Raw genomic sequence first — 26,922 nt, 5'->3', positions numbered from 1 at the left:
ATGACCGTGTGCGGCTGGGACGCCGTGAGTCGCTACCGAGCGTGAGCCGAAGCCGGCGTGAAGTCGTCGCACCTGTTCCCCGACGGTCTGCCATTCGTCACCCTTCGGAGCGCGCCAGGATCACCTCCGTCCGCGGCACGGCATGTTCTGGGGACAATGCTGCATTCTCTCGGCCGATCACGTTCTGAAATACCGGAGGGGCTCGACGAGCGCGCACCCCTCTTCCGCACGACCACGACCGGACGGCGGATGTTGATCCTGCTGGACGACGCGGAGACCTACACCCAGGTGGCTCCGCTGCTACCCGGCCCTGGAAAATCAGTCATCATCACGAGCAAGAACAAGTTACGGGGCCTTGCCGTGGCCTACAGTGGAGAACGCATCGCGATGGACGTGCTCATGCATGACGAAGCGATGGAACTCTTCGGAAAATTCGTGGACTCCGAACGCGTCGAGACGGAACGGGCTGACATGGCCTCCATTGTCGGGTATTGCGGATACCTTCCGCTGTCTTTGGCCACCATCGCGGAATACGTCAGAGATAACGCGACCATGCGGCAATTCGTCCAGAGGCTGGCTCCAGGTGTCCGGCCTCGATGAAGGCCTCTGCCGCAGCCGGTCTGCCGAATCGTCGTTACGCAGCCCACCCGTCGGCTGAACACGCGGGTGATGGGCAGGAGTGCGTCCCGTCCATCACCCGCGCTTCCGCCTGAGTCAGACGGGTTCTTCAGACGCTGGACGACGTAAGCACCAATGCACCCCTTCGCCACAAAGGACGGCACCACAACCGTCACCCTCGTGTCCAGTGTGAGCATCTCGATTAAAGACTCGCGCCCTCCGCGACCTTCAGGATCATCGCGCCCATATTCCGATCACAGCGACTTCTATCGAAGCTCAGTACTCACGGTTCCGCATCTTACACCCCCCATCTTGACTACGAACCCGCGCAATGTAAACGCGCGAAGTCACTCGACGAGTTTTGCCGACGCCATACCGTCGCGCAAGAAGATGACAATGCGAAAAGGCGATCGGCAATACCGTTCGAGCTATAGACGCTCGCCGCGTCAGGGATCCTCGCCAGGTCCAGGCTGAAGAAGTTCCACATCGTGCTGATTTGCGACCTGCGTCTGAGGTAGGGCGGTGGTCGCCGGAATCCGGCGACTGCGGACGCCGGTGTGACAGTCGAGCGGCCGACGCCGCGAGCGTCACCAGTGCGGCCACCCTGACGCGAACGAACACGCGGTGTGCCCCCTGGCCAGGGAAACAGAGGAAAGACACCCACCCTCAAGGCTTCTCGCCATACGCTGGACGTACAGATCACCGATCAAAGGAGGCACGAGATGGACATCGACACCCGTGTGCTCCGGTATTTCGCCGCGGTCGCCGAGGAACTCAACTTCACCAGAGCCGCCGAGCGACTATACGTGACCCAGCCGTCGCTGAGCAGGCAGATCCGGCAACTCGAGTCCGACCTCGGCGTCACGTTGTTCACCAGGACAAGCCGGGAGGTGCTCCTCACCGCGGCCGGCGAAACGCTGATGCCGCTGGCCACGGCGCTCGTCTCCGATTGGCAAGCCGTGCAACGAACGGTGCGCGGAGTAGCCGCGTTAGAAGGACGTGTGCTGCGAATCGGATTCGAAGCATCCGGGGCGGGACCTCTCACAAACAGGGCTCGTGCGCGCTTCGCCCAGCGCCTTCCGGATGTCGTCATCGAACCCAAGCGGTTCGACTGGGGCGGCGAGGTCGCAGCGGTTCGAGACGGCCTCGTCGACGCGGCATTCATCTGGCTGCCCGCCGACACCAACGGCCTGCACACCGAGGTCGTCGCGCTGGAGCAGCGCATGGTGGGGCTCGCCGCCGACCATCGGTTGGCGAAGCGGAGGAGCGTGACCATCAAGCACCTGCAGACCGAACCCATCATGTGGACGAGCAAGGCACCGAAACCTTGGGTGGACTGGTGGGCGGTGAACCCTCGTCCAGATGGCTCGGAACCGGTGTGGGGACCGCAGAACGATAACGTCGAGGAGATGCTCGAGCAGGTCGCGGGTGGTTTGGCAATCTGCATCGGACCGTCATCGATGGCCACCTATTACGCCCGACCGGACCTCGTCTGGCTACCGATCACCGACATCGAGCCCCTGCGCATCGCGATCGCCTATCCCTTGTCGAGCACCAATCCTCTGGTCGCCGCCTTCGCCGCGGCGGTAAGAGAGATGTCCCGGTCACGCCTTTGAGATCGGGTCGCATTGCCTGTCCCGGCTGCCACATCACAGCAAGCGGCGCCCTTCCACACGACCTTCAATCCTGAGAAGAATCCCCTCGTAAGCATCCGGGTCCTTTGAGTAAGGGGTGGCTTCTCGTCCGTCGAGGACGCAGCACGAAGCTCCGGCGAGATACCAGGAGACCCTTGGCGATGACAGATCCACTACCCAGAGAGCATCGATTGGCGGGATGGCGTGGCCGAGAGCAGGTGTTGACAAATTAAACGAGCGCTCGTTTAATTATGGCATGGTGAACGATCGCAACCCGGCGACCCCCGCCGCCCGCCGCCCCGGCCGGCCGCCGAAGAGTGACAGTGCCACGACGCGGGATCGCTTACTGGACGTCGCACTGGAATTGTTCGCGCGACAGGGTTTCGCGGCCACTACGGTCCGCCAGATCGGTGCGGCGGCCGGCATCAGCGATACCGCCCTCTACGGCCACTTCCCCGGAAAGCAGGCCCTGTATGACGCGTTGTTCAACCAGGCCGGACCAGTAAGTGCCGGGACTCCAGTACTCGATCCCGACGAGGTAGCTGCGGCTGAGCCACAGGCGGCTATTCGCGGCCTGGTCGAGCAGGCGTGGGCGGAGTGGTCCAGCCCGCGAGCGCGGCAATTTCTCGACGTGATGCTGCGCGACGGGGCTGAGGCCACTGGCCCGGCCGACCTCAGTGCCGCGATCGAGCTGACCCGCGATCAGTTGCAGGTGCCGTTCCGGCGGTGGCAGGAACGCGGCCTGGTACGTACCGATCTGCCACCCCGCCAGCTGGTGTGGGAATTGTTCGCACCACTACAGGTTCCGCGCATCCTGTACCTCCGCGGCGACGTGACCGACGCCGATCTCGCCACTGCACGCCAAGCGGTCGACGACCACCTGAACTTCTTCCTGGCCTCGATCATGTCTACCGAAAGGACTTCCTGATGATTCCCGTCGCACCCGAAATGACCGAACGCCCGGCGGACTTCGTCGCGCCGAACCTGAGCCCGGTCGGCCTGGAACTGCACCCAGTGGAACTGGGTGAGGGTGTACACGCTCTGATGGCCAACGAAGCACCCAAGGACAACAACGGTCTCATCATCGGCAAAAAAGCCGCGTTGATCATCGATTCTGGAGTTACTCCTCGCATCGGACGGCACATCCAGGACATCGCCGCCGGCCTCACCGACACACCGATCCGCTACCTGGTCAACACCACCTACCACGGAGATCACACCTTCGGGAACACCGCCTTCGACGCCGGCGTCCGAGTCATCTCGTCACGGATGAACAAAGCCGCGATGTCCGATCTCGCGGCGGAGAAGAACATCCGCTCCGAAAGCATGTACGGCGCCGAGAAGAGCCTCGACGACGTGGTCTCGTGGCGGCTACCGGACGTGACGTTCGACCGGTATTGCGAGATCGACCTCGGCGGCCGGATAGTGCAGTTGTGGCACTTCGGCTCCGCTAACGGCCCCGGGGACACTCTCGTGCACGTTCCGGACGCGAAAGTTACCTGGACCGGGAACTTCATCTCGCCGGGCATGCCGCCGATGATGCTGATCGGTGATCCCGTGGCCTACCTGCGCACCGTGCGTGCCATGCGAGCCACCCTCACCACCGACACCCTGGTGCCCGGGCACGCCTTCATCGGTGAGGCAGAGCCCAGTATCTCCATCCTCCTCGGCTACTTGGAGAACCTAACCACCGCCGTGCACCGCGGCCGGGAGGCGGGCCGCCCCGTCGAGGCTTTGTACGAAGAGCTTCCGATGTGGGGCATCACCACGCCTGCAGGTGCCCCCGAGCAGATCAGAGCCGTACTGCGCTCACTGCACCGGCTCAACATCCTCACCACCTACCGCTGGATGGACGGCCAGCGCCTGCGGGCCGCCTGATGCCGATGCGCGTCATCGAGTTGGTCCTCCCCAGAAAGTCATCGTGGCGTACGACTGGTGATCGAAGACGCGATACTCACGGTGCCAAGTCAAACGTGCAGGCGGCCGTCGCCGACCACCGACTGCACGTTTGACTCAGGAGAAGAGGGTATCGAACGACCCGACATGCTGCTGGGCATCGTGTTCGCCGTCTTGGGTATTTCGGTAGGAGTAATGGTTCTCGCAAAGGCTCTCAGCAAGCCTAGAGACCGCATTCCTTTGTTACACCACTACCCCAGCGAACAACCCTATCCTCGTGATAAGGGGAAATGAGGATACCGAGGGAAATCGCCGAGGAAGCTGAGGATCGGCGACTGTGCACAGTAGACCAGGCTGCGGCAGGCACTCTACAGGTCTTCCTTGATTCATCTTCATCGTCGACTATGCAGCTGTTCGGTCGACTTGCACAACCGGAACACTCCTCATTCTTGAGCATGAGCACCTGGCTACGTCGCCGTTGCCGAGCCGACTAGGGTTTCCATCACGGGCCGCGATCTCGTCGAAGCCGGCGCGCCCGATCGGGGCCTTGATCGCGATGTACGCCGGCGTCTGCAACGAAGCTCCTGGGTTCGATCCGAATCGATGGGTCCTCACCCGAGAAGTCGACCAAGGCTGAAAGTTACGACTATTGCCGGAAACCTTGTTCCTCGGCGAGCAGCCCATCCTCGATCCGCCTGATGTTCACGGAGATGGGGTGCTGGGTAAGCCACCCAGCACCCCATCCTTGTCGACCCTGTCAGCCAGCCGAGCCAACCCTTCCGGTCAGCTAACGGCCTTGCGCGCGTTGATAAGGCCCTTGCCGAAGAAGCCCGCACCGGTGCTGCCGCCCTCGCAGACCGCACGGTGTGTGCCCTTCCCGTCAGGGTCATGTACTCCGCCAGCAGGACAGGGCAACACTTGGGTGCCTGCGGCCAGAGCCACCACCAGCTCATTTGCTCTCATGCCGGGATTGCGACTTTTCAGCAGAGCCAGGACCCCTGCCACGTGGGGTGAGGCCATCGACGTTCCCTGGAAGTAGCCGTATTGGCCACCGGGAAGAGTCGACAAGACCCGTCCGTTCGCGTCCGGAGTCGCCGGGGTCTGGAATTGGGCGTCTCCTCCAGGAGCCGAGAAGTCCGCGACCCCGAGGCCGTGATTCGACCGGTGGTAGCGGCTCTTGAACGCGCCGACCGACGAGACCCCTACTACTTCAGTGTCTTCGGCCGGAAGGAGCTTGCAGGATGAGTCCGCAGTACGAGTCTGAGTCGGACCGCCGTTGTTCGGGCTCAGCTTGTCGACCACATCGTGGGCAAGATCCCAGTTCTCGTTACCCAGAGCGCTCACCGCGACCATGTTCCCGGCCCTCGTGCTGAACGAGATTGCCCGGCGAATGGCTTCGGCTACCGCCTTCTGGTCAGGGTTGCTGGAACACCAGAAGTACCACGGGTCGATCGACAACGAGGTGTTCGCGACCTGCACGCCGTGCTTCGCGGCCCAGATGTAGCCGCAGATCGCCGCCTCGGGATAAATGAATCCTTCCGCTCCCCCTACCTTGATGGCGGCGACGCGGACATTCGGGGCGACACCGGCGACACCGATACCGTTCCTTGCGGCCGCCACGATCCCGGCCACATGAGTGCCGTGGCCGATCTCATCCTGCCAAGAAGCCTCAGCTGTGTTTGGAATCCCCTCCATGCAGCTCACCGATGCACCCTTGTCCACATTGGCGGCCAGGTCCGGGTGGTCGGAGTCAATACCACTGTCCAAGATTCCAACGAGCACATTTCTGCTGCCCGTGTTGATCTCATTGGCCTTGTCTGCACCGATCAGCTTCATGTTCCATTGATTTGCGGCCAAAGGGTCGGCGGCGGCACTCCCGGTCACTTTCGGAGGAGACGCACTCTCTGGACGGATTATTGGCGCCCCCATCCGCGTTGCGACCCGCCCGCTCGCCCCCGATCCAACCAGGTTCCTGGTCGCGCCCACACCTGCGACACCAGTTCGCTTCCGCACTTTGGCGGCGAAGTCCTTGTTCTGGGATCGGGCGAAGATCACCCCGATCTCCGGCAACATTCGCACGACCGTGCCTTGGTTGGCCAGCACGGCCTCTTCGGCGAGATCGAGTGCAACATAGGGCTTGGGCGCCACTACCACGAAGTGCGCGCCTTCCCCCGCGACAGGGGCGGCCTGCGACGCATCAGCAGAAGGCACCGCGGTCAAGACGAGACCGCCGGCAATCGTTCCGACAGCGGCAATGAATCGAATTTTTCTCCTTGAACGTAGACTGGGCATACAAATACAGACCTCCATTATGTTTTGAGAAGCACTCAATGAGAAACAAGCCCAGCTAGCGCGTATTGAGTTCGACACCACTGCGGTATGCGCCATGGCCACTCACGACCGACCGTTCCGGCCACTACCCGACCGGCCATGCCTCACGTGGACTCTCCGACCAACGCTGAAACCTGCGTGTCGCCCCGCACCACATGGGCGTCGGGCAGCATGCTCTGCCGGGCCGACCTTGTCGATCGTCTGGTGCGAGCGATCAAATCCACCCCAGTCACCACTCAAGAGCATTGAGACGTCGAATCGACACAGGCTGGCTCTTACAGGGTCGCGCAGTCGACTCGCCTAACTTCAACTCGTCGGTGAGCATAAGGAATGAATTCATGATAGTCGTGCTACAACGGTACCTTCCGGGATTTCAGCCAAATACTCACCGAGATACAGAGAAGCGGCGCCGCCTTGACGCCGCGTCCCCGCTGGAAGGTACTAGCTTTTTTTATCGTGCGGTCACCAGTCCCTGCTACGCATGACACCTCCCCGAGGATGGGTTCACCGGCACACTTCACTAAATCTAAAGTTATTCCACCGGATGCGACACCCCGCCGAACGATCCTGCCCAGACGTGGACGTTACCGTCCAATCCAGTTGACTGCTCTTTTATCTTTCCGCAAATTCAGAGCTCGATCAAGAGTGCGATGATGCTAAAGATTTTTGGTCGATAACGCATCGTTTATCAACCGCGAACACATCAAGGCAACCGGAACCCTGCCTTCGTCGAAGGCATGGACCTCTTCCGCCCGGTAGCGGTACGTGTCGTGACCACGAACGCGCGGACGGTGATCGACACCACGAGCGTCAAGTCTGCCCAGGACCCGACTGCGCCGGGAAGGCCCCTGTTTGGACTCGATACAACCTCCGGACGAATTCCTGGGCCACGCACCGCGTGGTCGGCCAGAGTCCTCGCTGGGGTGGCGAGTACCTGATCTCCACCGACCCAGCCCACTGCACCACCGTTCGCCCTTGATGTCTGGTGCCGACAGCCACGCACCAACAAGTACGAGAGAAAGCCAGCTCGCTTCGCACGACGACACCTTTGAGATCACAGGACTCGCGGACTATCGAGGGGAACCCCTAGTCGGTACAGGTTGAGATGCAGCGGACAGCGATGGCTGTACTCATCTCGTTCCCCGGGCCGGAGATCATGCCGGTGATGAGCTTGTCCAGATCTTCCCGCACTCCGCAACCGGAGAACGGCGGAATGTCAAAACCGTTCTTGAGAGTGTAGGTGGCGCCGCGTCCTACAGTCCGACCAGGCCTTTGATCTTGATGATCAGCGGGCTTTTCGTCTTGCAGTTCGGTCCGACATCGAGGAACTTGCCGTCAACCTTGGTCTCGCTAAGCCGGATTGTGAGCCGCAGAGTCAGGTCTACAATTACCGAAAAGTACTTCTTGCCGTCGGGGAACGGACGCGAAGCTACTTCGCCGGCATCCCCCGGGTCTTTCAACAGTGAACCACCCTGATCTCCTTCGGGGAGCAACTCCACAGTACTGGTCACCGGCATGAACCCAAACATCACGAAGTATGCGTTCGCGGTCTTTGGCAGCGTGATCGAGCCCGTCAGGGTTTTGTTCACCGCGTCAATTGTACTGTCGTAACGCCCTTCGCCAGTAGCCAGGTTCGAGCGGAGCTTCGCGATGCGCGAAACCGTGTTGCGAACGTAGTGTGACGCAGTCAGGCCGGCGGACGCGGCGTCCACGGGGTTCGGCGCCGCCAACACATCAGCACTGGGTCCGGTAGGTGCGGCGGAGGCAGAGCTCAACGACACAACGCCGTGGGCAAGCATCACAACGACAGCCAGCCAGCGGGAACCGCGTCGAGTCGCCAGAGACATGGCCACCGTCCTTGATTGGCTTGACAAGATGAGAAGACGCACCGATGCACGGCGCAACAGGAACTTACTCGGCAGAACTTCTGCGATGCAAGTATCCGAGGGACCATTTAGGCCTACTGCTCCGACTCGCTGTCACAATTACCATCGCTGTTCGGCGATTTACTGTGCGACCTCGCATGCACATGACAAGTGCCACACGCGTGACGCTATAGCCGCGAGCACGACTTCCGTCCACGCGCGTTGGTTGCACGAGCCCGATCAGTCTAGATGCGAATTTTGGCAGAACATTCGCGGAGTTCCTGCTGGCATAAAACGATATACAACAGGTTATCGAATGCCACGCATGACCAATAGGGTGGGTCCCGACGATCAGGAGGCGGGGTACCGCTTCCCGCGGATCCGTAGAGCCTCGGGCATATGCCACGCCAGCTTCGACGAGGGTCCGAGGAACCAGACGAAACGGAAGGCAGTGGAAGCCGACTCTCGCCATATTCCGACCTGTCGGTGAGCCGGTCTGGTCGCCGGGCGCCATGCCAACGATCCCAGTTCCCTATCCCCCGTATAAGCGCTCATGTACAACCCCGACCGACGTGTCAGGGTTATCCGGTCGGGGAGCCAGCCCCTGGCGTTCGTCCCGTAGCCGGGCGATCAGGTTCAACTCGGCGAGAACGATGGAGTGCTGTTGTGCATGGCCACCTCGCCCAAACCACACTTCGACCTCACGAAGAAGCTTCTCCGCTGCGGCCAGGTCCCCCGTGCGGAGACAGATTTGCCCCAGTCCGGTCATCGCGATAGCTTCCGCGGGCTTGAAACTGTGGTCTGCGGCGAGTTTCCTCGCCGCCTCAAAATGCTTTCGGGCGACGTCATAGTCCTGCCGGGTCAGCGCTAGCTTGCCGAGGCCAGAATGCCGGTCTGCGGCTTCGGCCCACATACCAAGCTGGTCGGCCAACGCGAGGCCGTCGCGGTGTAACCGTTCGGCGGCGACATGGTCGCCGCCGTACTCAGCGAGTACGGCGCGAGGGTAGATGGTGAGGAGCTCACCACCACGGTCGCCCAGTCCACGAAATCCTGCGAGTGCCTCCTCGGCGGCGACGGCCGCTGAGGTCCTGTCTCCTCGGAGGATGGCGTGGTGAGCGCGCAGGCTCGCGCACACGGCCATACCCCAGGCATCTCCGAGCGACCGAAAACCCGCGGAGGACTTCTCCGTCAGGTCCTCGCTGACGTCAACGTCGCCCGCATGCAGCAGGACGTAGCCAAGGAACCACTGCGCCATCGACAGTCCGGTCAGGTCACCAGCGTCGTCGAATTGCGCTAGGGCAGTTCTGGTATGACTAGCCCGGTCGGGTTCACTGTCGAGCAGAATAGCGAGTCCTGTCTGCCAGCACTTCGCCCGCGCGTACAGCATCTGCGATGCGGCGCCTGGAGCGGCCAGTGCCCGCCTGGCCCAGCGAGCAGCCTGCTGAACCCTGCCACGTAGCAGCAAATACCACGTGAGAGCGTCCAGCAGCCGCAGCGCGATGTCCGACGCGCTGTCGTCGGCAGTGGTCGCCAACGCCGAATGGAAGTTGCCGACCTCGACATCGAGGCGTTCGAGGCTCGAGCGCTGCCGCGGGCCGAACAACCCAGGTGCGAGCTCTTCGGCCAAGTCCACATAGTACCGAGCATGCTTGCCGCGGAACGTGTCCGTCTCCTTGGCTTCCGCCAAGCGCGTACGTGCGTAGGCCGCGACCGTCATCAGCAATCCGTATCGGCAGCTTTCGCTGACGACGACCATTGAGCGGTCGACCAACCTCGCCAAGATCGCCGCCACATCACGACGATCAATGGTCTCATCAGAGCAAATCTCCTCCACCGCTTCCAGGCTTCCGCCGTCCAGGACGGCGAGTCGTCGCAGGACGATTCGCTCCGGCTCGGTCAGCAGCTCCCAGCTCCAGTCGAGCAAGGCGGGCAGTGTGCGCTGCCGGGCGGGAGCGCCGTGATTGCCACCGGACAGCAAATGGAACCGATCGTCCAGCCGCGCTACGAGCTCGGGTAGCCCTAACGCCCTCATCTTGGCTGCGGCCAGCTCCAAGGCAAGCGGAAGACCGTCCAGCGACCGGACGAGATCGGCTACCTCGCCGGCGTTCGAGGAGTCCACCGTGAAGGTGGAGCGAGCTTCGACGGCACGGGTCGAGAACAGTCGGACCGCGCTGGACTGCCGCACTTTGTCGGCTTCGGCGCCGACTTCTGGCAGATCCAGCGAAGGCACCACCTGAAGGATCTCGCCGGGTATGTCCAGGGGTGCTCGGCTTGTCGCCAGCACCTTCAGACCGGGCGCCGCTGCAAGAAGGGTCCGCACCAGCCCCGCGACGGGTTCGGTCGCATGCTCGCAATTGTCGAGCAACAACAGCACCGACCGGTCCCGCAAGAACGCGGAAAGCCGTTCGACGTGCGCAGTTGGCGCAGCTGGAGGCAGTCCCCCGAGCATGGTGTTCTCACGGAGTCCGAACACCCTCATCACGGCTTCGGCGATTTCGTCGCCGGACCGAGTTCCGGCCAGCTCTACCAGCCACATTCCATCGGAGAACGCGTCAGCCAGGAGGTCCGCGACAGCGAAACCCAAGCGTGTCTTTCCCACGCCTCCGGGCCCGGTGAGGGTTACCAGTCGCGCGTTGCGGACCACCTCGGCGACGTCAGTGATCATCCGGTCTCGGCCGATCAACGCGGTGACCTGCGCTGGCAAATTCGTCCGCAGGCGGGAGGGTGGCGTGTCGAGGGTGGGGTCCCTGGTCAAGATCGCGTGCTGGAGGGCGATCAACTCCGGACTGGGATCGAGACCGTGTTCCTCGGCCAGAGCACGGCGAAAGGCGGCATAGCTCGCCAGTGCATCGCCTTGACGTCCGTCGCGGTACAGGGCACGGACTTGCGCCGCTCGGAGTCGTTCACGATGCGGATACCGGTGAATCCAACCTGCCAACTCGGCAACCAGCCCGCTGTGCTCACCGAGATCGAGCCTAGTCTCGACGAGTTCCTCGACGGCGAGCAGCCTTAGCTGGCCCAAGCGCTCCGCTGTCGGCTGCGCGAACGCCTCATCGGCGAATTCCATCAGGGCATCACCTCGCCAAAGAGCCAGCCCTTCGCTGAGCAGATGCCTGCGCGGGAGCGGGTCGTGGACATTTCGCGCCTCGCTGAGCAGCTGCTGGAAGCGAATGGCGTCGATCGTGTCGGCAGGCGTGTCCAGCCGGTATCCAGCACCGGTCAGCTCGATCGTTGAGGATCCCAGAAGGCGACGGAGTCGGGAAACCCTGACTTGTAGGGCATTCGTCGGATGCGCGGGCAGCGAATCCGGCCAGAGGTCGGCGATCAAGCGCTCGACGGGAACCGCGACGCCCTCGTTCGCCAACAGTACGGCCAGTAGCGACCGTAGGTCAGCACCCTGGGGTGTGACGGGGACCCCGTCCTCCCGCCACACCGTCAACGGTCCCAGCACACCGAATCGCACTCGCCCACAGTACTGAGCGACGGTGGCGCGCGCTGGAGAGTTCGTTGGAAGCCTCCAGACAGCAGGTGCGGTGCCTCTCGACGCGATCGCCCACAGTATGGACTCAAGCGGCGGTTCCCAGCGGCACTGACATCTTCGCCGCGGACACCGACGGCTCGCCATCGCCGGCCTCGTACCGCAGATCGCGGCTGAACTCGATGTCGGGATCACAGCTGTCGGTCAGCTGGTCGTCCTGTTCGCGCTGGCCAGCGCGGACAGTGGGCGCGATCACAGCGGGATCGACCCGGGACGCGCACTCATACAAGAGCTGGCGACCTCCGTCGGCGGCAGTGGACTCACCGTCGTCGGTTTCAAGATTGTCGGCGTCAACACCGTGACAGTTTGTCCTTAGCGGAGACACAGGCGCAGTACAGCTACCTCGGTCCGGTGATGGCGCGGACCACCCCTACCTGGCTCGACGACTTCACATAGGGTGATGCTGTCGGCCTGGATGCGGGTGACATGGGGAACACTGCCGTCGCCAGAGGACTTGCGAGCCAGTTCTTGCCCGAACGAGTCGTGCACGCCGAGCTGGCCGTAGCCGCAGTCATGAAGAATACGAACCTCCTGTTTGTCGAGCAGCCCGCCTTATTTTCGTCAGGGCACCTACGTGGAGCCGTGGCTATGTCCTTGCCAATAGTGCTTCCACAGAGCCGGTGGGTCGCCCAAGCTCCCAGCTTGACGGCGGCCCTGCTGGGCTTGGAATAACTCGGTGATCCACCTCGGCGGGAGGGGTAGGGCAGGCTCCTCGCCGGTGTGGTGGGCATCTCAGTCATGCCAACCACCGGGAGAATACGAAAGAGGGCCGTTTTCGGCGGTTCATGCTCAGCCTTCGCACCTTTACGGGGGCAAATCCAGTGGTCAGCACGCACTACTGAGTCATGGTCACCATACTGTAAGTCACATCCTGAGCAGCTGACTCTATTTCCTGATGGTCGGCGGGCACACGACCGAAAAACCCCTTGTTATAACCGTCATATTGAACGCGAATCACCCTACTTCCGGCCCGGACGACGGCGATGGCGGTCGCGAGGTCAGAGCGCTGCCATAAGCCCTGCACCCCTGACGCCCCCGCTAGCGCAAGGGGCTGAGACCCAGCGAGTATTCTGGTCTCTACTATGTAATCTTGATCCGCAGCCGCCATATGGACATATTCTCGCACTCTTATGGACAGAGCGCGGTAACTCACCCCATTCGCCCCTTTGAGTGTATCGTAGTCACAAACAGTTAGGCGGACATCTTCGCCGCGCAGCGTATAGGACGTGGTCGGATTCGTGACACCGAGGCGATCGATTTGTTCGATTGAAAGTCGACACTCGGGAACGACCGGGATATTCGCGGGCGCACTCCCAACTGGTACGGAAACGTCGACAATACGGAGCACTGCGAAAACGACAAAGATAAGCAGCGCGATTACGGAAGCAATAACGGCGAAGACGAACCCGACACGACGTCTCGCCATTTGGCGATGGTACACGACACCTTTCCAAACGTCCGAGATCTAACAGAGATCGCTCCCAACACCGAGCGGCATACCCATGTTCCCTCGCCATGCGGAGGGCATGCAGCCGCGATTGCAGGAAATTCCCACAATGCTGCAGACTAACCAGATCAGGACATGCTGCGCGACAGCTTGCTTGCCGGTGCACCGATGGGATCAAGGAGGAACGGCGTCGCCGTTCCTTGAGGGGATCATACTCGTCAATTAGCGATTACCAATCCCTGTTCCGCATCGCACCTCCCCCACGGGACACCTCGGCCAGGCGCACCGCAAACGCAGTTCACCTTCGATGTTCCCCATATCGGCGACTCGATCAACCACAGCATCCTGAATGAACAATGTCTACCCAGGACCACTGCAGCCTCGCTTCAGGCAGTCACCCGCACACCCTGCCCAAGACGGAGTCGACGATCAAGAGTGAAGCGATGCAAAAAGTTGCCAACTGATGTCCGACTAGTTATCGAACTCTCTACTTGGTAGCGCTCAGCACTTTTTCCTCGCCACGCGTTGCGCGCGACACCGAGTCAAGGTTCAACGAAGTCATAGTTACGCGAAATCGATACGCCTACAGCAGATCTACAGTAGAATTGACGAATGATATCAGCTGGGCAACTTGCAACTTTCGCCGCACTGACCTTTCTTATGGTCATCATACCCGGACCGAGCGTACTGTTTACAATCAGCCGAGCTCTCACCGCTGGCCGGCGCGACGCGCTCCTCACCGTCGCCGGTAACGCAGCGGGGGTTTATACCCAGGTGGTGGCAGTAGCCTTCGGCCTCGGAGCGATCGTGAGTAGTTCGGCCGCGGCTTTTACCGCTATCAAGCTGGCCGGTGCGCTCTACCTGATTTACCTGGGCGTTCAGGCGCTGCGGAAACGCCGCAAGCTGACCGAGGTTTTCGCGTCGGAAGTACGTGCTACTCCGGGACATACCCTCTCCGTGCTGCGCGACGGTTTTGTGCTCGGATTCGCCAATCCGAAGTCAATTGTGTTCCTGGCCGCGATCCTGCCGCAGTTCGTCGACGCTCAGGCCGGGACCACATCCTCGCAGATGCTGTTGCTGGGTATCTGCCTGCCGATCACCGCACTCATCTGTGACAGCACCTGGGCGTTCATCGCCGGCCAAACCCGGACGTGGTTCGTCCGCTCGCCCAGGCGCCTGGAACTGCTCGGCGGCACGAGCGGTCTGACGATGATCGGCCTGGGCGCTTCTCTTGCCTTGAGCGACCGTCAAGGTTGAACTGCGTCCCTCCGGGGAGTATAGAGCCACTTCCGAAATTGGGATGCCGGAACGCCGCCGTCGTTTTCCTGCTTCAGACGAGACGAGACGGAGCATCGACACTCTCGAACAGACGGGTCCCCGCCGCCGACCAAATCCTTGTGATTTGGCCACCATCGATGTCCAGCTGATCTATTCCGCTCTTACCGACGCGATCGCCGTCATGTACGGCACGCCACCGAGCGCTCACTTGTCCGGTAGCGAGGTCAACGATTGGCGTGTCCTCCACTGTGAAGACAAGCCCAGGACGTGCTCTGCGCCAGGATCGAATGAAGGTGAGTACGTCATCGGGTCCGCGCAGTGCGTCCGCTCCGGGAAGGTCAGCAGCAAAGTGCACCCGAAAGCCAGGTGCGAGAATTTCCTGAGCGAGGCCATATTCACCGCTCCACAAAGCGGCCCACTGGTCGGCGAGTCGGCTACCGGTTGCCCTGACGACAGCTGGATCGAGGTGTTCGCTATTCATGACAGGTCCTTTCGGGGTGGCCCTTCGATGGCCACTGCCGTGGTCGTACGCGAAACGAAACAGTGATGCGGTGCTACCCACGTTGCCTCCGAGCCCACACCAGACAAAGCCGGGTGGCAGAACTGACGCTGCGCGAGGGCACGTTGCCTCCGTCGCTTGAGAAACACAATGGGTCGGGCAATGCATTTTGCCGGGAGACCGATGCAGCATGAGGTATCGTCGCTGGTCCGAGCCCGTGCTTGATCGTTCGTCATAGCAGTCCCTGCTTGAGACGCCCGGCCCTCGACCGTCTCGACGTGCCCGTGGTGCGGATCGGCATGCCTCCTGATCAGCCTGACGGGCGCTCCGCGGTGAACCCGTGACCTACCGTTTCGCCAGGTCCCCTCCGCGGCCGACGACCTTGTCGCGGCCAATGTCCAAGCACATCTTCGATGTCGTCGAAGCTGTGGCACCGGCGCACCAGATAGCCCAGCGTGGTTGGTTGAGACGTCGCGTTGTCGGTTTGGCCAGAGCGCTACTGGCGAGGTTCGCGAGACCGCCACCACGCCACAGCACGAGCTTTCGGCCAGCGAAAAGCCTGCGGTGCGCCCAACCGTGGAGCGTCCGAGAGAACGTCCCGGCGTGCACCAGCAGCCCCGCCAAGAGAGACCGTAGGCGGCGCCGGGCAATGTGGCGGATGAATCGTCCGCCTGTCATGCCGCTGGCGGCCCGAGCACACCCGATCGCACCCATCCTTCCTGGTGAGAGGGTCGCCTCGCGCTGGAAAGCGCGACGAAAGCATCTGGACAGCGGCCCGGGGCAGCCTTGATCTGATCGACCGCTGAACGAAAGAAGACCCACGGATATGGCAACCAGGAACGAACTGTTCGTAAGGCTCTTGCCGTTGGCGATAGCCATGTTCGCCGTCGGCACCGATGGTTTTGTCATAGCCGGCCTACTACCCCAGATCGCCGCGGACCTCGACGTCGGCGTCACGGCGGCAGGTCAACTAGTCACCGTGTTCGCTCTGGCGCTCGCCGTATCCGCGCCAGTTCTCGGTGCGGCTACCAGCGGAATGGATCGCCGCCGGGTGCTGGTGCTGGCGCTGGCGATCTTCATCCTGGGCAACGTGCTCACCGCAGTCGGCCCCGACTATACGACTGTGCTGAGCGCCCGGGTGCTGACCGCGATGGGCGCGGGTCTCATCGGTGCCGCCGCTTTCAGCGCCGCAGCGGCCATCGCGCCCGAACAGCGTCGCGGAAAAGCACTCGCCACCGTCATGGGCGGGCTCACCTTGGCCATCGCGTTCGGCCTGCCGGCGGGCACCCTCATCGGCGCGACCGAATGGCGCATCACCTTGTGGGCAGTAGCCGGACTCGGCCTTATCGCCGGAGTCGGCGTCATTGTCGCACTGCCGCCCCTTAATCTGCCCTCTGACCCGCTCCGCGCACGGTTGGCACCTCTTGCGAAACCTCGGATCCTCGGCACACTTGCCGTTACCATCCTTACCTTGTCGGGTACGCATGTGCTCTACACCTATATCGGCCCGGCCATGATGGCGGCCACCGATGGTTCGGCCGGTGCGCTCACGACACTCCTGCTGTCGTGGGGAGTGGGCAACATGGTGGGGAACCTACTGGCCGGTCGCCTCGCGGACCGGTATCCACCCCAGCAGGTCGTCACCGCTGGACTAGGCGCGGCCGCAGTCTTGCTCGGCGTGAGCCCGTTGCTGACAAGCAATTTACCGCTGGCGATCGGCTGGGCGTTGGTGTGGGGAGTCTTCGTATCCCTGCCCGTCGTGCCGCAGCAGAGCAGGCTCGTCGCCCAGGCGCCGAGTTCGTCGGCCATCCTGCTCGGCTTGAACAACTCGGCGATCTATGTTGGTGTCGCTCTCGGCGGCGCGCTGGGCGGCCTGAGCCAATACCAGCTGACGCCCGATCTCCTAGGCCTGGCAGCGGCGGCAGTAACTGTTCTGGGTTTCCTCCTCAATCTGCTTACCCGCCGAAAAGCTTCCACCCCTCACTCGGCGGCCCAGCCTTACGAGGATCGAGGATCACCCTTCGGCCCGCTGCCCCGTTGACTCGGTCAAGCCGCGACAGGATATCGGTCGATATGTTCCAAACTTCCGCACTGAGCATGTCCGGTTTCTTGGGTGGGCAGATGGCGACGGGCCGTCGATGTCGCCGATGAAGTTGCCGGCGTACTTCCCGTACCGGCGGTGATGCCCTCATCAGCGTTCGAGGCGATCCCGATCGGACCAGTGGCCATAGCAAGCGCCCCCAGCGTCCGTCGCCCATCTCGGTGACATAGGCGGCGGGTACCTCCGGCACCACAGCCCGACCAAAAGCGAGACCATGACTGAGCACTCGCAACTCGGCATGTCCCCAGATTGGATGGACCGCAAGCAAGCAGGGCACGAGTAGCCGCGGCGGACCACTGCTTCCTGCAGAGACCAAGACACCTGATGCCCGGTGACTACGGCCGCAAAATCAGGGACAACCGCCCGTAGTCACCAACGTCGTTCAAGTGCGGCACCGCTCGAGGTGCGCCAATTGTGCTCACCGAGCTTTTTCTGGCCCCCTAAAGGTAAAGTGAAGCGCGTGTCACGTTACACAGATCCCGGACGCGGAAGCTTTCCCTTATGACGACAGTCTCGGTCACGGCTCATGTCCACAAAGGAGAGGTTAGCGAAGGAGTACGGAAAATTCGTTTCCATCGGGATCCGCCATATCCACCCGACCGGTCTCCGCGATGGCGAGGCGGGTCGCACCGAGCGAGACGAGTCGCTCGACTTCCGAGAGGGTGCCACCCAGCTCGAAACGCAGCCTGTTCTTCCCCGTCTTCGGATCAAACGGCGGGCCGCCCCAGGTGAACTTCGGGCCACCGTGTGGCGAGCGGATCGCGGTCTCCAAGTCACGATCCCACACCAGTGGCCAGTCGAGCGCCTTGCTCCAGAAGTACCCGACCTCCTGCGAGCCGTCGCAGGCGAGCGCGCCGACGAAACCACACTCGGCTAGGAAGTTGTTCCCTGGTTCGATAACGCAGAATTCATTGCCTTCAGGATCGGCGAGCACCGCATGCTGCGCCCCTGATCCCTGGCCAATGTCGATATGCCGCGCGCCGAGATCCAGCGCCTTCGCGACAGTGTTCCGCTGATCTTCGAGAGACTCGCTCGTCAGATCAAAGTGGGCCTGGTTCTTACGGGACTTCCGCTCTCCTGATGCGGTGAATCGGAGCCGAAAACCCGTGTCGTCGCTCGGGAACAGGGTCTCGCCGTCCACTTCCCAAGACAGAAGGCCAGCCCAGAAACGTACCAGAACGGGCGGGTCGTTCGCGTCGAAACAGATCGCATGCAAGGTCGAGGTCATAAGCGATGTTAGAAATATCGGAGAGTGCGCGCAACCGCTTTTAGTCTCTTGAGTGCTGAGTGTCCGACAACTTCCTCACGCCATCAGCGTCGACGACGAAGACGAACTGGGTTAGCTCGACCTTGTCGGCTACCGACCCCTGCGTGTACGAGACACGCCTTTCTGAAGCGACTGGACGACGATGACGAATGGAGTGGAACTGAGTGTCGCCGGGCGAAGGCCATCGAGGATGATGCACAGGTTTCGGCGCCATTGGTCCTTCTCGGTTCGAGCTTCTGGCCGGGCCACCTGGTGCGCAGGGCCTTGAGGAGGTCGAGGAACTCGGCGTGGCGTTTGCGGCGCCGGATCCGGTAGTGGATCTTTCCGGTGGCCAGGTCGAGTGCTGCGAGCAGGTGCCTCACGCCCGTGCCGGCGGTTGTAGGTCGCCCGCAATCGCCGCGGTGACCCGACCTGACGCCAGGCCTTGCCTGTTGCGCGGCATCAGGTTCAGTGGCCCGAACTCGTCCACGCAGATCACCCGGCCGTCGTCGGGTGGGTGGTCGTAGAGGTCCAGGATCCGGTGCATCTTCGCCAGGAAGTCCGGGTCGGTAGAGGCTTTCCAGGTGGAGGTGGTCTGGCACGACACGCCGCCGGTGTGGAGGATGCGGCGCAGGTCTCCCGGCTGATCGCCAGCACGGTGCCGCGGTCGAGCAGGTGGTCGCGCAGCTTCGACAGCGACCAGGTCTTGAACGCGGTGATGCCCCAGGAGGCGGGGGACGTCCGGGCGCGCTCGTTGAACGCGTGGATCACATCACGGACATGATCGGCGCTGACCTGCATCAACGACGTGATGTCCAGGGCGACGCGACCGCACCGGATCCTTCGCGGTCCGCCCGATCCGGGCCGGCTTCCGGTCCTCCTCCATCGACCCCAGACTGCCTTCCGGTTCAAACCCGGTGAGGGCGACAGCTTCTTGCTGACAAGGAGCCGAACCCTGACCTCAGGGTTGCTGACGCTAAACAGTACATGTTACCGTCAGCAGGTGAATGAAGCGGAGTTCCCCATCCTCGGCACCGAGCCGATCGTGGTGGAGTTCACGAACACGCTGTACGGGGCTGACCGGCACGACTTCCTGTCCACCGCAGCGTCGATCAATCACTGGTTCGCCCAGATGTCGCCTTCCCTCGCTTCAGCCGAAGTTTTCTGTCGCACCGCGGCCGAGTCTGATCGAGTTCGGCGGTTACGCGATCACGTGCACAAGCTGTTCGACGCGGCCACAACCGGGGCAGTACCGGCGTCCGAGGCTGTCGCCGTCGTCAACGATTTCGCCGCCGCGGCACCGCCCGCGCTTACTCTCGCCTGGTCATCGGATGGCACCCGCCGAGCGGACTGGGTCGGCACGGCCGCCGGCATCAGCGCGGTACTGGCCAAGATGGCTACCACGGCCGTGGAACTGCTCACCACCCCTGCGATGGGTGAGATCACTCGCTGCTCCGGGCCGGGCTGCACCCTGCTGTTCGTCCGAACGCACGCGCGCCGGCGCTTTTGTCATCCCTCTTGCGGACACCGCGACCGGCAAGCCCGCTACTACCGTCGTCACCACAGAGGAGTTGGCCCGTGATCTCCTGGCGAAGACTGAACTCCGAAGATCTCCCGATGCTGAGCCAGTGGCTCGCCGAACCCCATGTCGCGCGGTGGTGGAACCACGACACGGATCCCGCATCCGTCGAACGCGACTTCGGTCCCGCCATGCGAGGTGAGGAACCCTCGGAGGACTTCGTGGCACTGCTTGACGACGAACCCGTCGGCCTGATCCAACGGTCTCGCCTGGCCGACTATCCCGAGTACCTGGCGGAGTTCACCGCCATCACCGAAGTGCCTGATGACGCAGTTACCATCGACTACCTGATCGGCGATCCACAGCGCGTCGGCCGCGGACTCGGGACCCGGCTGATCACGTCCATGATCGACCGGACGTGGCAGGACCTACCCGAGGTTCCCGCAATCATCATCGCTGTGGCCGCCGCCAACGAAGCATCCTGGCGAGCGCTCGAAAGAAGCGGTGCGAAACTACTCGCCAAGGGTGCTATGACCCCCGACAACCCGATCGACGACTCGCACCATCACGTGTACGCCTTCTACCGATCCGGCCGTCCAGATCAGTCCTCTCCGCGCATCGTCACCGACAACGAGTGATACCAGGTCAAGTGGCTGTCCGAACGTCGTCCGATCGGCTCTCGCCGGGACGACCTGGACGCGGCTGTACTGAAGCGCCGCACCGGTCTGGGCCTCGCCTCGCGTAGCCCACCGCCGGGCATGCCGCCCTACCCTCCTCGCGGGTTGCGTGCCCGACGGTTCGTGACGTCGCTACGCCGCCTGAATGGGTGGTTTTCCAACCTCGGAAATGTGGGTAACTCTGCAGGGATCCCGGGATGGGATCACCTGGCCGCGGCGCGACCCTCCCCTAGTTCACGCCGCCTGGCCGCGGTGGCCGGGTCCCGGTGTGCACGTACACCGGGGACCGGCCACTTCCACCTTGTCTGTCTCCCATGTCCGACATCCGTCTTCGCCAGCGTCACTCAAGCGGTGGTTGCGTCGACAGCCGGCCAGCATTGGCAGCGACGGTGTTCGATCTGGACGGTCGCGCGCTGTCCTACGGTGACCGCACGAAAGTCGTCAGGGCGATGAAGATATCTACACCGCGCCCGCGCTCGAAGCCGCAGAACTCGGCCTGGCAATGACCAGCTGACGGTGATCGTGGCGGAACCGGAAGAGGAAGCGGACTTGGTCGAAGACGACTGTGTCTCCTCCGAGCGAACGGAGGCCACCTCGCGCGCCAAGGCTGCGTCATGTCCATTCCCAGCTGATTCCCAGTACGCCTCGCTGCAGGTCCGTCGCGGTGAGGTGGGTCAGGTAACCGGGGGAAAGGGGCAGTTCGTCGCCGTGGCTCAGGGGCGCCTCGGCACCGCGTTGTGTCAATTCGAAACAACGGACCGGTAAGCGGGGTCCGGTGAAGCGGATACTCAGGACGTAGCTACCTACCGGATAACGGAAGGCGCGACGGTAGTCATACGCTTGAGCGTCACCGCCTTCGATGGTGAAACAGTATTCCAGCAGATGGGTCCGGCCTACACTCAGGGCGTGGTCGAACAGCATTTCCGCGGCGATGACCGGAGCGTTCGGGTGGCGGTTCACGCGGCCGAGGCGGCAGTTCTCGATGGCCTCCGGCACGATCGCGTCCGCTGGGGTGCCGGGTTCGCCGCAGTACACCGCGATATGGCGGTCGGGGTGGCCGTCGACTGCCCGGAGCACTTGTCGGGTGTGGATGCGGCGTAGGACACCGCCGGCGTCCACCACGGCCGCGTCGTCCAGGCACGACGCCCGCAGGTTGCCGTCGGATGGCCCGGCCAGCGTTTCCACGGTTTCCGCCAGGGAGTGCGCCGGCTCCAGCATGTGGCCGTACCGGCGGACCTGCTGCCGACGCTCCGCCCACCGGCCGCGTGGCCGGGGTGGACCGAGTAACGCTTCCAGGGAGTGGCGGGGCAGGCCGAGGATGGTCTCGATGGCCCGCACCGCGCGCAGCGAGTCGGCCCGTTCCGGGCGGCTGCGGCCCAGGCGCCAGTAACTCAGGCTCGCGAGGCTGATGTGGATGCCGCGCCGGGAGAGCCGGTCGCGCAGGCGTTCCAGAGTGAGGCCGCTGCGGCCGATCGCGGCGTCCAGCGCCTCGTGGAAGGGGCCGGTGCGCAACAGCACGTCGATCTCCTGACCGGTACCGGATCGGACGGCCACGGAGCACCCCCTTGACTGTGGAAAAAACAGTTTAGGAGACGAAATCCTGTCACCACGCCCGGAAATAGTAGGTAATTGTTAACAGTATTGCGGCCGGTTCCACAGTTGGTTCGGCACGTGCAGCGAGCACCTTGACCCGCCCGGCCAGCGGGTATGTCATCGGCGCGACAGTCCCCCGCAGCAGCTGTCAGCCCCTGCCCCTGCGCCTACTTCCTGGAGAGCACATGCCCTTCTCCCTGCGCCGAAGTTTCGCGATCTCCGCGTCACTGATCCTCGCCGTCGCGATGTCGATAGTTCCGTCGACGGCTACCGCCGGACCCACCGAACGCGACCTCGCGGCCACCGTGCGCGCGACCGTACTCGAGCAGCACGGGGACGCGCTGAAGGCACAGTGGGGCACGCCGTCGCTGCGTGAGCCCCTCTTCGAACCGACCCGCACCGCTGGACCGTGGGTGTTCGGCAGCACGACCATCCCGATGGCATACGGCCAGGAACACGGCGCGCCGCTGATGGCGTTGTTCCTGGCACACCGTGATCAGCTCGGCTGGCGGGTCGAGCTGGACGGCACCGCCGGGTTCACCGAGCTGGCCACCCTGGCGCCGACAGCGGTGCTCAGCGAGGGCGAGAAGCGAACGTTCGCCGACAACATCGCCGGCCAGAACCGGACGCTCGCCGACACCGGCCTCGGTCTGCCCTGGCCGCAGGGCGTGGCATGGTGGATGGGCGGCGGACCGCACGGCAACAGCGGCAACTCCCGGCCATTCAGCTCGATCGACTTCAACGGCGGCGACGGCCGCGTGTTGTCCGCCGGGCCGGGGCGGGTGTACAAGAGTTGCGTTCGTGGGCGCAGCGCGCTGGTGAAAGTGGTGCATGACAACGGATACAGCACCACCTACTACCACATGTACGACCTGACCACGCAGACCGACGGCAGCGCTGTGCGCGTCGGCACCTATCTCGGCCACATCGGCAACGAGCTGCCGTGTGGCGGTTCCAGCAGTGGTGCGCACGTGCATTTCTCCTTGTTGCGCGGCAACACCCACATCAGCGTGAACGGCATGACCGTCGGCGGCTGGACGTTCTACGAGGGCAGCCAAGCGTACGGCGGCTACGCCCAGCGCGGCAGCACCCGCGTGTCCGTCGGTGGCCGCGTCACGAACTATGGCGCGGGTACCACCCTGCCCGCCGGCACCGTCGACGGCGGCTCGAACAGTTCCGTCACCCTGCGTTCCGGCCCTGGCACCAGCTATGACGCCGTGGGCACCGTTGGCAACGGCACCGTGGTGACCATCGCCTGTACCGCGCGTGGCGAGGCGGTGGACGGTGTCTGGGGTCGCACCGATCTGTGGAACCGACTCGAGAACGGCAACTGGATCAGCGACGGCTTCCTGGACACCGGCTCCAACGAACCAGTGGCGCCCGCTTGCTGAACCGGGCCGTGGGCGGGGCGCCCTCCAGCACTCCGCTCACGGCTCCGAGATCTGGGAGTACTGGTCGTGTCGAATGCGTTTCGAGAAGGCGGCGTGACGAGAGGTTCGCTAAGACCCGGGCGCGGTCGAGCGGCGACTCCTCCGTCACCAACGGGGTAGAAAGGTGGTTGTCCTTCGTGTCGCTTCGCCTTCCGAATGTCCCCTAAGACTCCAACCGTAGATCGTGATGTTCGCGGTTCTTCGGTCGATTTTCGCTGGTAGTGGGCTTGCTGGCGCGGTGCTGGTGCGGTGGCGCCACCAGTACCAGTGCAGGCAGGCGGTGATGTCGTCGGTGTGCCCGATGACGATGCCGGCGAACAGGTGCCGGATTTCGTTGGAGGTGAAGGGAACAGCCCGGCCGAGTTGGGTTTGGCGCGATCGGCGACGGTGATGGTGGCGAGGAAGAGATGCGCCAGCAGCACGAGGGTTGTCCAGCGGTACCAGGAGGTCCAGGTGCTCGTCGCGACCGGTCTGTCCTTTTGACGTTCAGCTGGCGGGGGTGGTGCTGCGTCCCCGTGCCGGGCTGGCAGCGCGTCAGCCGAATGGCCTCATCCGGAGCCCAGCCGTTCAGGCCATCGCCGCGAACGGCGACACCCCGCGGCAACCCGACGTCGGCCGGGTCGTGCGGTGGTCAGTTCTGGTTCACGGGCCATGCCGCGGCGGGGTGGCAGCGTGCCGGGCAGGCGAAGATGTAGAGCATGTTGCCGAGGAACAGGCCGTACTGGTCGGAGTGGAACGTGAAGTTCTGCGCCGGCTGGTGCGAGTGCTTCTCGAACCCGGTGTCCTTGGGCAGCTGGCAGACGAAAACCAGCTCCGCGCCGCAAGGACATGTGTAGGACTCGCGAGCCTGGGCCCAGCACGGGACACCACCGAGTTTGAACTCGTCCACGCCGTTGCCCCGTGCGGCGAACAGCTCATCCGCGGGCCGTCCGTCCAGGAGTGCGTCCCCGAGCGACCACACCGTGATCCGTTCCGTCGCAGGACCGACCTTAAGTGGCTTAGGTAGAAGATACGAGTCCACCTCGTCGCTCGGGGTGGTGTCGTCGCGGTGGAGCATGATCCGCCAGAACGCGCCTTCACTGTGGTAGCGCTGCGGCGGCCGGTCCCAGAACCTTTCTGGCAGCTGCTCTGATCCGCCGTCGGCGGAAACCGCGTCATTATGCGCGGGGCACTGGAACACCAGCAGGTGCTCCCCACCGAACACGGCGATGTCGACCGGAATGTCGAGTTGGAAGAACAACACCATCCGCTCACCGCAGAAGCACACCGGCCACGGCTCCCCCGCCGGAAGGAACGGCCACCCACCGACCGTGTCGCGGGCACCTCGCTCGGCTGTCCCGCTTCCCTCTCGCACCAGATACATCGGGATACCCGACTCGTGAACCACTGGCTGTTCCGGCAACGCGCTCATCCGCACACTCTACGCACGCCTCGAGGACAACGCCCCCGCCGCACCGTTTTCCACTGGAGTACAAGCACATCCCTGCTTCTGAGTCAGACTGTCGAACAGGCTGGAGCGCCAGCCAGGGGTGGCTGGCACTGACAAGGCACAGTCGGTCATCGTCAGGGCCTGCGACCGCGACCACAGGTGGCCTCGACGCAAAGTGCATCACCGGGTGAAAGCCGCCCTTCGGCCCTCCTAAAAGCACACCGAAGCGAGATGTGCGAGGAGCAGGGCCGTCGTGGTCTCGGCGGCCTCCTCGGGGATGTTGTGCCCGATTCCGGCGAGATTCTCCAGCCGGTACGGTCCCGTGACCCAGTTCCGGGTCGCTTCCACGCCCGACGGCGAGACCATGGCATCGCCCGTGCTCGCGATGAAGAGCGTCGGTACCGCGACCCGCTGCTCGTAGCCCTCGAAATCGTTGGCCCGGTACCAGTTCAGCGCGGCGGTCAGGGCACCCGGCTGGGAAAGCCGCCGGAAGTACTCCGCACACTTCTCCGGCGGGACGCCCGGCAGCTTGGGCGGCCCCGACGCGAGAATCGAATTCTCCGGGATCGGAGCGGGCTGCCGGAAGAACTCCATGTACTTCGACGCTTCCCGCTGCACGGGATCGGTCCGCAGCGCCTCCGCGAAAGCAGCGGGATGCGGCACGGAGACAGCGGTCAGCGACCGCACTCGGCGTGCGTACTTCGCTGCGGCGATCCAGGCGACCGCCGCACCCCAGTCATGTCCGACCAGGTCGAACCTTTGCCAGCCAAGGGAATCGGCCATCGCCCGGACATCACCGACGGCGTAATCCAGGTGGTAGTTCTCGATCCCGGTTGGCCGCACGCCCGGCGAGTAGCCCCGCTGGTCGGGCGCCACCGCCCGGTAACCGGCGGCGGCGAGTGCGCGCAACTGATGCTCCCACTCGATGCCGTATTCAGGGAAGCCGTGCAACAACAGCACTTTCCGGCCATGCCGCGGACCGGCGGCCACAGCGTCGAAAGTGCCACGAGGAGTGCGGATCCGCAGCGGCATCATCCGCGGCGACTCGGCCGCATACGCGGGGCCCGCGATGCCGAGAGACGCCACACCGACGGCGGCCGTGGCACTCATTTTGATGAAACCACGACGAGAGGGAGAGAGCGACATGCGGCCAGCCTGTCGGCCGAGCGAGACGAAGACCATCGGGAACACCCCCGTCGTCCCACTGGTGCAGGCCCTACCCACGGCGGTCCTGTTGATCGGCCTGCGGACCGCGACAGCCGCTGATCGGCCATCGGCTACCAGGGGTAGCCGGGTGAGCCCGGCCAGGAAAGCCTCCAGGAAGCCGCCGACGAGCCGCGCACAGCGCCGGTGACGGCCCGCGCCCCCTCTCGCCTCCCGGCAGCCGAGGCAGACCTCAGTCGACCGCGAGGATTTCGGCCAGCCGAAGGGTGTCTTCGAGGTAGCGCTCATAAGGGAAGCCAGCCGCGACGAGCCCCTCACGGAACTCGTCAGAAAGCGGTTTTCCCGCGGCGTGGAAGGCTTTCCGGCCGAGATCGGTGAGCCGGACCAGCCGACGCCGCGCGTGTTCCGGGTCGACGGTGATCCGTACCAGACCATCCGCTTCGAGTGGCCGCAAGGCCCGGCTGATCGCCGGATCGGAGATCGACAGCGCCTGGGCGAGCCCATGCTGCGTCGTCGGCTCGATGTCCTCGAGTGTGCCCAGAAGCCGTATCTGACTGTAGGTCAAACCGTCGGGGTCATCGGCGCGCCGCCGGGCGGCTTCGCCCATCAGCATGACCACGCGGTGCAGCAGGTCTGCGAGTCCGTCATCCACGACCT

General features: G+C 63.6%; 21 protein-coding genes. 9 read left to right on the top strand and 12 right to left on the bottom strand.

The window, feature by feature from the left end; all coding sequences use genetic code 11:
• Positions 1 to 57 precede the first annotated feature (57 nt).
• From ACM6LR_RS32940 to ACM6LR_RS32925, 4 genes are all read left to right on the top strand, one after another.
• Positions 58 to 600 (top strand): NB-ARC domain-containing protein, encoded by a 543-nt coding sequence (locus ACM6LR_RS32940; RefSeq protein WP_414941732.1) that lies wholly within the window; start codon positions 58 to 60, stop codon positions 598 to 600.
• A gap of 740 nt (positions 601 to 1,340) precedes the next feature.
• Positions 1,341 to 2,234, top strand: a complete 894-nt coding sequence (locus tag ACM6LR_RS32935; RefSeq protein WP_414941733.1) for a LysR family transcriptional regulator — start codon at positions 1,341 to 1,343, stop codon at positions 2,232 to 2,234.
• Positions 2,235 to 2,508: 274 nt separating this feature from the next.
• Positions 2,509 to 3,180 carry a TetR/AcrR family transcriptional regulator gene (locus tag ACM6LR_RS32930; protein WP_414941734.1) on the top strand — a complete coding sequence of 224 codons (672 nt, stop codon included), beginning with the start codon at positions 2,509 to 2,511 and terminating at the stop codon, positions 3,178 to 3,180.
• Positions 3,180 to 4,130 (top strand): MBL fold metallo-hydrolase, encoded by a 951-nt coding sequence (locus tag ACM6LR_RS32925; RefSeq protein WP_414941735.1) that lies wholly within the window; start codon positions 3,180 to 3,182, stop codon positions 4,128 to 4,130. The genes ACM6LR_RS32930 and ACM6LR_RS32925 overlap by 1 nt, the downstream gene beginning before the upstream one ends.
• Before the next feature lie 801 nt (positions 4,131 to 4,931).
• Here ACM6LR_RS32925 and ACM6LR_RS32920 read toward each other — a convergent pair.
• The 5 genes from ACM6LR_RS32920 to ACM6LR_RS32900 all read right to left on the bottom strand — a co-directional run bounded on the left by ACM6LR_RS32920 (position 4,932) and on the right by ACM6LR_RS32900 (position 13,308).
• Positions 4,932 to 6,440 carry a S8 family peptidase gene (locus ACM6LR_RS32920; RefSeq protein ID WP_414941736.1) on the bottom strand — a complete coding sequence of 503 codons (1,509 nt, stop codon included), beginning with the start codon at positions 6,438 to 6,440 and terminating at the stop codon, positions 4,932 to 4,934.
• A gap of 1,292 nt (positions 6,441 to 7,732) precedes the next feature.
• Entirely contained in the window at positions 7,733 to 8,326 is a 594-nt protein-coding gene (locus ACM6LR_RS32915) for a hypothetical protein (RefSeq protein ID WP_414945189.1), read from the bottom strand.
• Positions 8,327 to 8,876: 550 nt separating this feature from the next.
• Complete coding sequence (locus ACM6LR_RS32910) at positions 8,877 to 11,969, bottom strand: BTAD domain-containing putative transcriptional regulator (RefSeq protein ID WP_414945188.1); 3,093 nt, start codon at positions 11,967 to 11,969, stop codon at positions 8,877 to 8,879.
• Positions 11,911 to 12,078, bottom strand: coding sequence for a hypothetical protein (locus ACM6LR_RS32905; RefSeq protein ID WP_414945187.1), 168 nt, complete (start codon positions 12,076 to 12,078; stop codon positions 11,911 to 11,913). The genes ACM6LR_RS32910 and ACM6LR_RS32905 overlap by 59 nt, the downstream gene beginning before the upstream one ends.
• 639 nt (positions 12,079 to 12,717) lie before the next feature.
• Complete coding sequence (locus ACM6LR_RS32900; RefSeq protein WP_414941739.1) at positions 12,718 to 13,308, bottom strand: hypothetical protein; 591 nt, start codon at positions 13,306 to 13,308, stop codon at positions 12,718 to 12,720.
• 633 nt (positions 13,309 to 13,941) lie between these two features.
• On the opposite strand from ACM6LR_RS32900, the gene ACM6LR_RS32895 reads away from it, so the two are divergent.
• The gene (locus ACM6LR_RS32895; protein ID WP_414941740.1) at positions 13,942 to 14,586 is read left to right on the top strand and encodes a LysE family translocator; all 645 of its coding nucleotides are present in this window, start codon (positions 13,942 to 13,944) and stop codon (positions 14,584 to 14,586) included.
• 73 nt (positions 14,587 to 14,659) lie between these two features.
• Here the strand turns inward: ACM6LR_RS32895 and ACM6LR_RS32890 are convergent, their stop codons facing one another.
• The gene (locus tag ACM6LR_RS32890) at positions 14,660 to 15,088 is read right to left on the bottom strand and encodes a nuclear transport factor 2 family protein (protein WP_414945186.1); all 429 of its coding nucleotides are present in this window, start codon (positions 15,086 to 15,088) and stop codon (positions 14,660 to 14,662) included.
• An 895-nt stretch (positions 15,089 to 15,983) separates the two neighbouring features.
• On the opposite strand from ACM6LR_RS32890, the gene ACM6LR_RS32885 reads away from it, so the two are divergent.
• Complete coding sequence (locus ACM6LR_RS32885) at positions 15,984 to 17,147, top strand: MFS transporter (RefSeq protein ID WP_414945185.1); 1,164 nt, start codon at positions 15,984 to 15,986, stop codon at positions 17,145 to 17,147.
• 604 nt (positions 17,148 to 17,751) lie between these two features.
• On the opposite strand, the gene ACM6LR_RS32880 is transcribed toward ACM6LR_RS32885, so the two are convergent.
• Both ACM6LR_RS32880 and ACM6LR_RS32875 read right to left on the bottom strand, forming a co-directional pair.
• Positions 17,752 to 18,435 carry a VOC family protein gene (locus tag ACM6LR_RS32880; RefSeq protein WP_414941743.1) on the bottom strand — a complete coding sequence of 228 codons (684 nt, stop codon included), beginning with the start codon at positions 18,433 to 18,435 and terminating at the stop codon, positions 17,752 to 17,754.
• Between the two features lie 397 nt (positions 18,436 to 18,832).
• Entirely contained in the window at positions 18,833 to 19,060 is a 228-nt protein-coding gene (locus tag ACM6LR_RS32875; protein WP_414941744.1) for a hypothetical protein, read from the bottom strand.
• A 396-nt stretch (positions 19,061 to 19,456) separates the two neighbouring features.
• Here ACM6LR_RS32875 and ACM6LR_RS32870 point away from each other — a divergent pair, with 396 nt between their 5' ends.
• Positions 19,457 to 20,035, top strand: coding sequence for a CGNR zinc finger domain-containing protein (locus ACM6LR_RS32870; RefSeq protein ID WP_414945184.1), 579 nt, complete (start codon positions 19,457 to 19,459; stop codon positions 20,033 to 20,035).
• Complete coding sequence (locus tag ACM6LR_RS32865; RefSeq protein WP_414941746.1) at positions 20,032 to 20,610, top strand: GNAT family N-acetyltransferase; 579 nt, start codon at positions 20,032 to 20,034, stop codon at positions 20,608 to 20,610. The genes ACM6LR_RS32870 and ACM6LR_RS32865 overlap by 4 nt, the downstream gene beginning before the upstream one ends.
• A gap of 651 nt (positions 20,611 to 21,261) precedes the next feature.
• On the opposite strand, the gene ACM6LR_RS32860 is transcribed toward ACM6LR_RS32865, so the two are convergent.
• Positions 21,262 to 22,167 carry a hypothetical protein gene (locus ACM6LR_RS32860; RefSeq protein WP_414941747.1) on the bottom strand — a complete coding sequence of 302 codons (906 nt, stop codon included), beginning with the start codon at positions 22,165 to 22,167 and terminating at the stop codon, positions 21,262 to 21,264.
• 260 nt (positions 22,168 to 22,427) lie between these two features.
• On the opposite strand from ACM6LR_RS32860, the gene ACM6LR_RS32855 reads away from it, so the two are divergent.
• Complete coding sequence (locus ACM6LR_RS32855) at positions 22,428 to 23,633, top strand: peptidoglycan DD-metalloendopeptidase family protein (protein ID WP_414941748.1); 1,206 nt, start codon at positions 22,428 to 22,430, stop codon at positions 23,631 to 23,633.
• A 670-nt stretch (positions 23,634 to 24,303) separates the two neighbouring features.
• On the opposite strand, the gene ACM6LR_RS32850 is transcribed toward ACM6LR_RS32855, so the two are convergent.
• The 3 genes from ACM6LR_RS32850 to ACM6LR_RS32840 form a co-directional block, all read right to left on the bottom strand.
• Positions 24,304 to 25,083, bottom strand: coding sequence for a hypothetical protein (locus ACM6LR_RS32850; RefSeq protein WP_414945183.1), 780 nt, complete (start codon positions 25,081 to 25,083; stop codon positions 24,304 to 24,306).
• A gap of 228 nt (positions 25,084 to 25,311) precedes the next feature.
• The gene (locus ACM6LR_RS32845; protein ID WP_414941750.1) at positions 25,312 to 26,283 is read right to left on the bottom strand and encodes an alpha/beta fold hydrolase; all 972 of its coding nucleotides are present in this window, start codon (positions 26,281 to 26,283) and stop codon (positions 25,312 to 25,314) included.
• A gap of 214 nt (positions 26,284 to 26,497) precedes the next feature.
• Complete coding sequence (locus ACM6LR_RS32840) at positions 26,498 to 26,917, bottom strand: MarR family winged helix-turn-helix transcriptional regulator (RefSeq protein ID WP_414945182.1); 420 nt, start codon at positions 26,915 to 26,917, stop codon at positions 26,498 to 26,500.
• Between the last annotated feature and the right edge of the window lie 5 nt (positions 26,918 to 26,922).

Origin of the sequence: Amycolatopsis sp. cmx-11-32 (assembly GCF_047608695.1) — a bacterium.
GTDB lineage: Bacteria > Actinomycetota > Actinomycetes > Mycobacteriales > Pseudonocardiaceae > Amycolatopsis.
The sequence above is the reverse complement of the archived record's forward strand: the minus strand, read 5'-3'. Positions and strand labels throughout refer to the sequence as shown.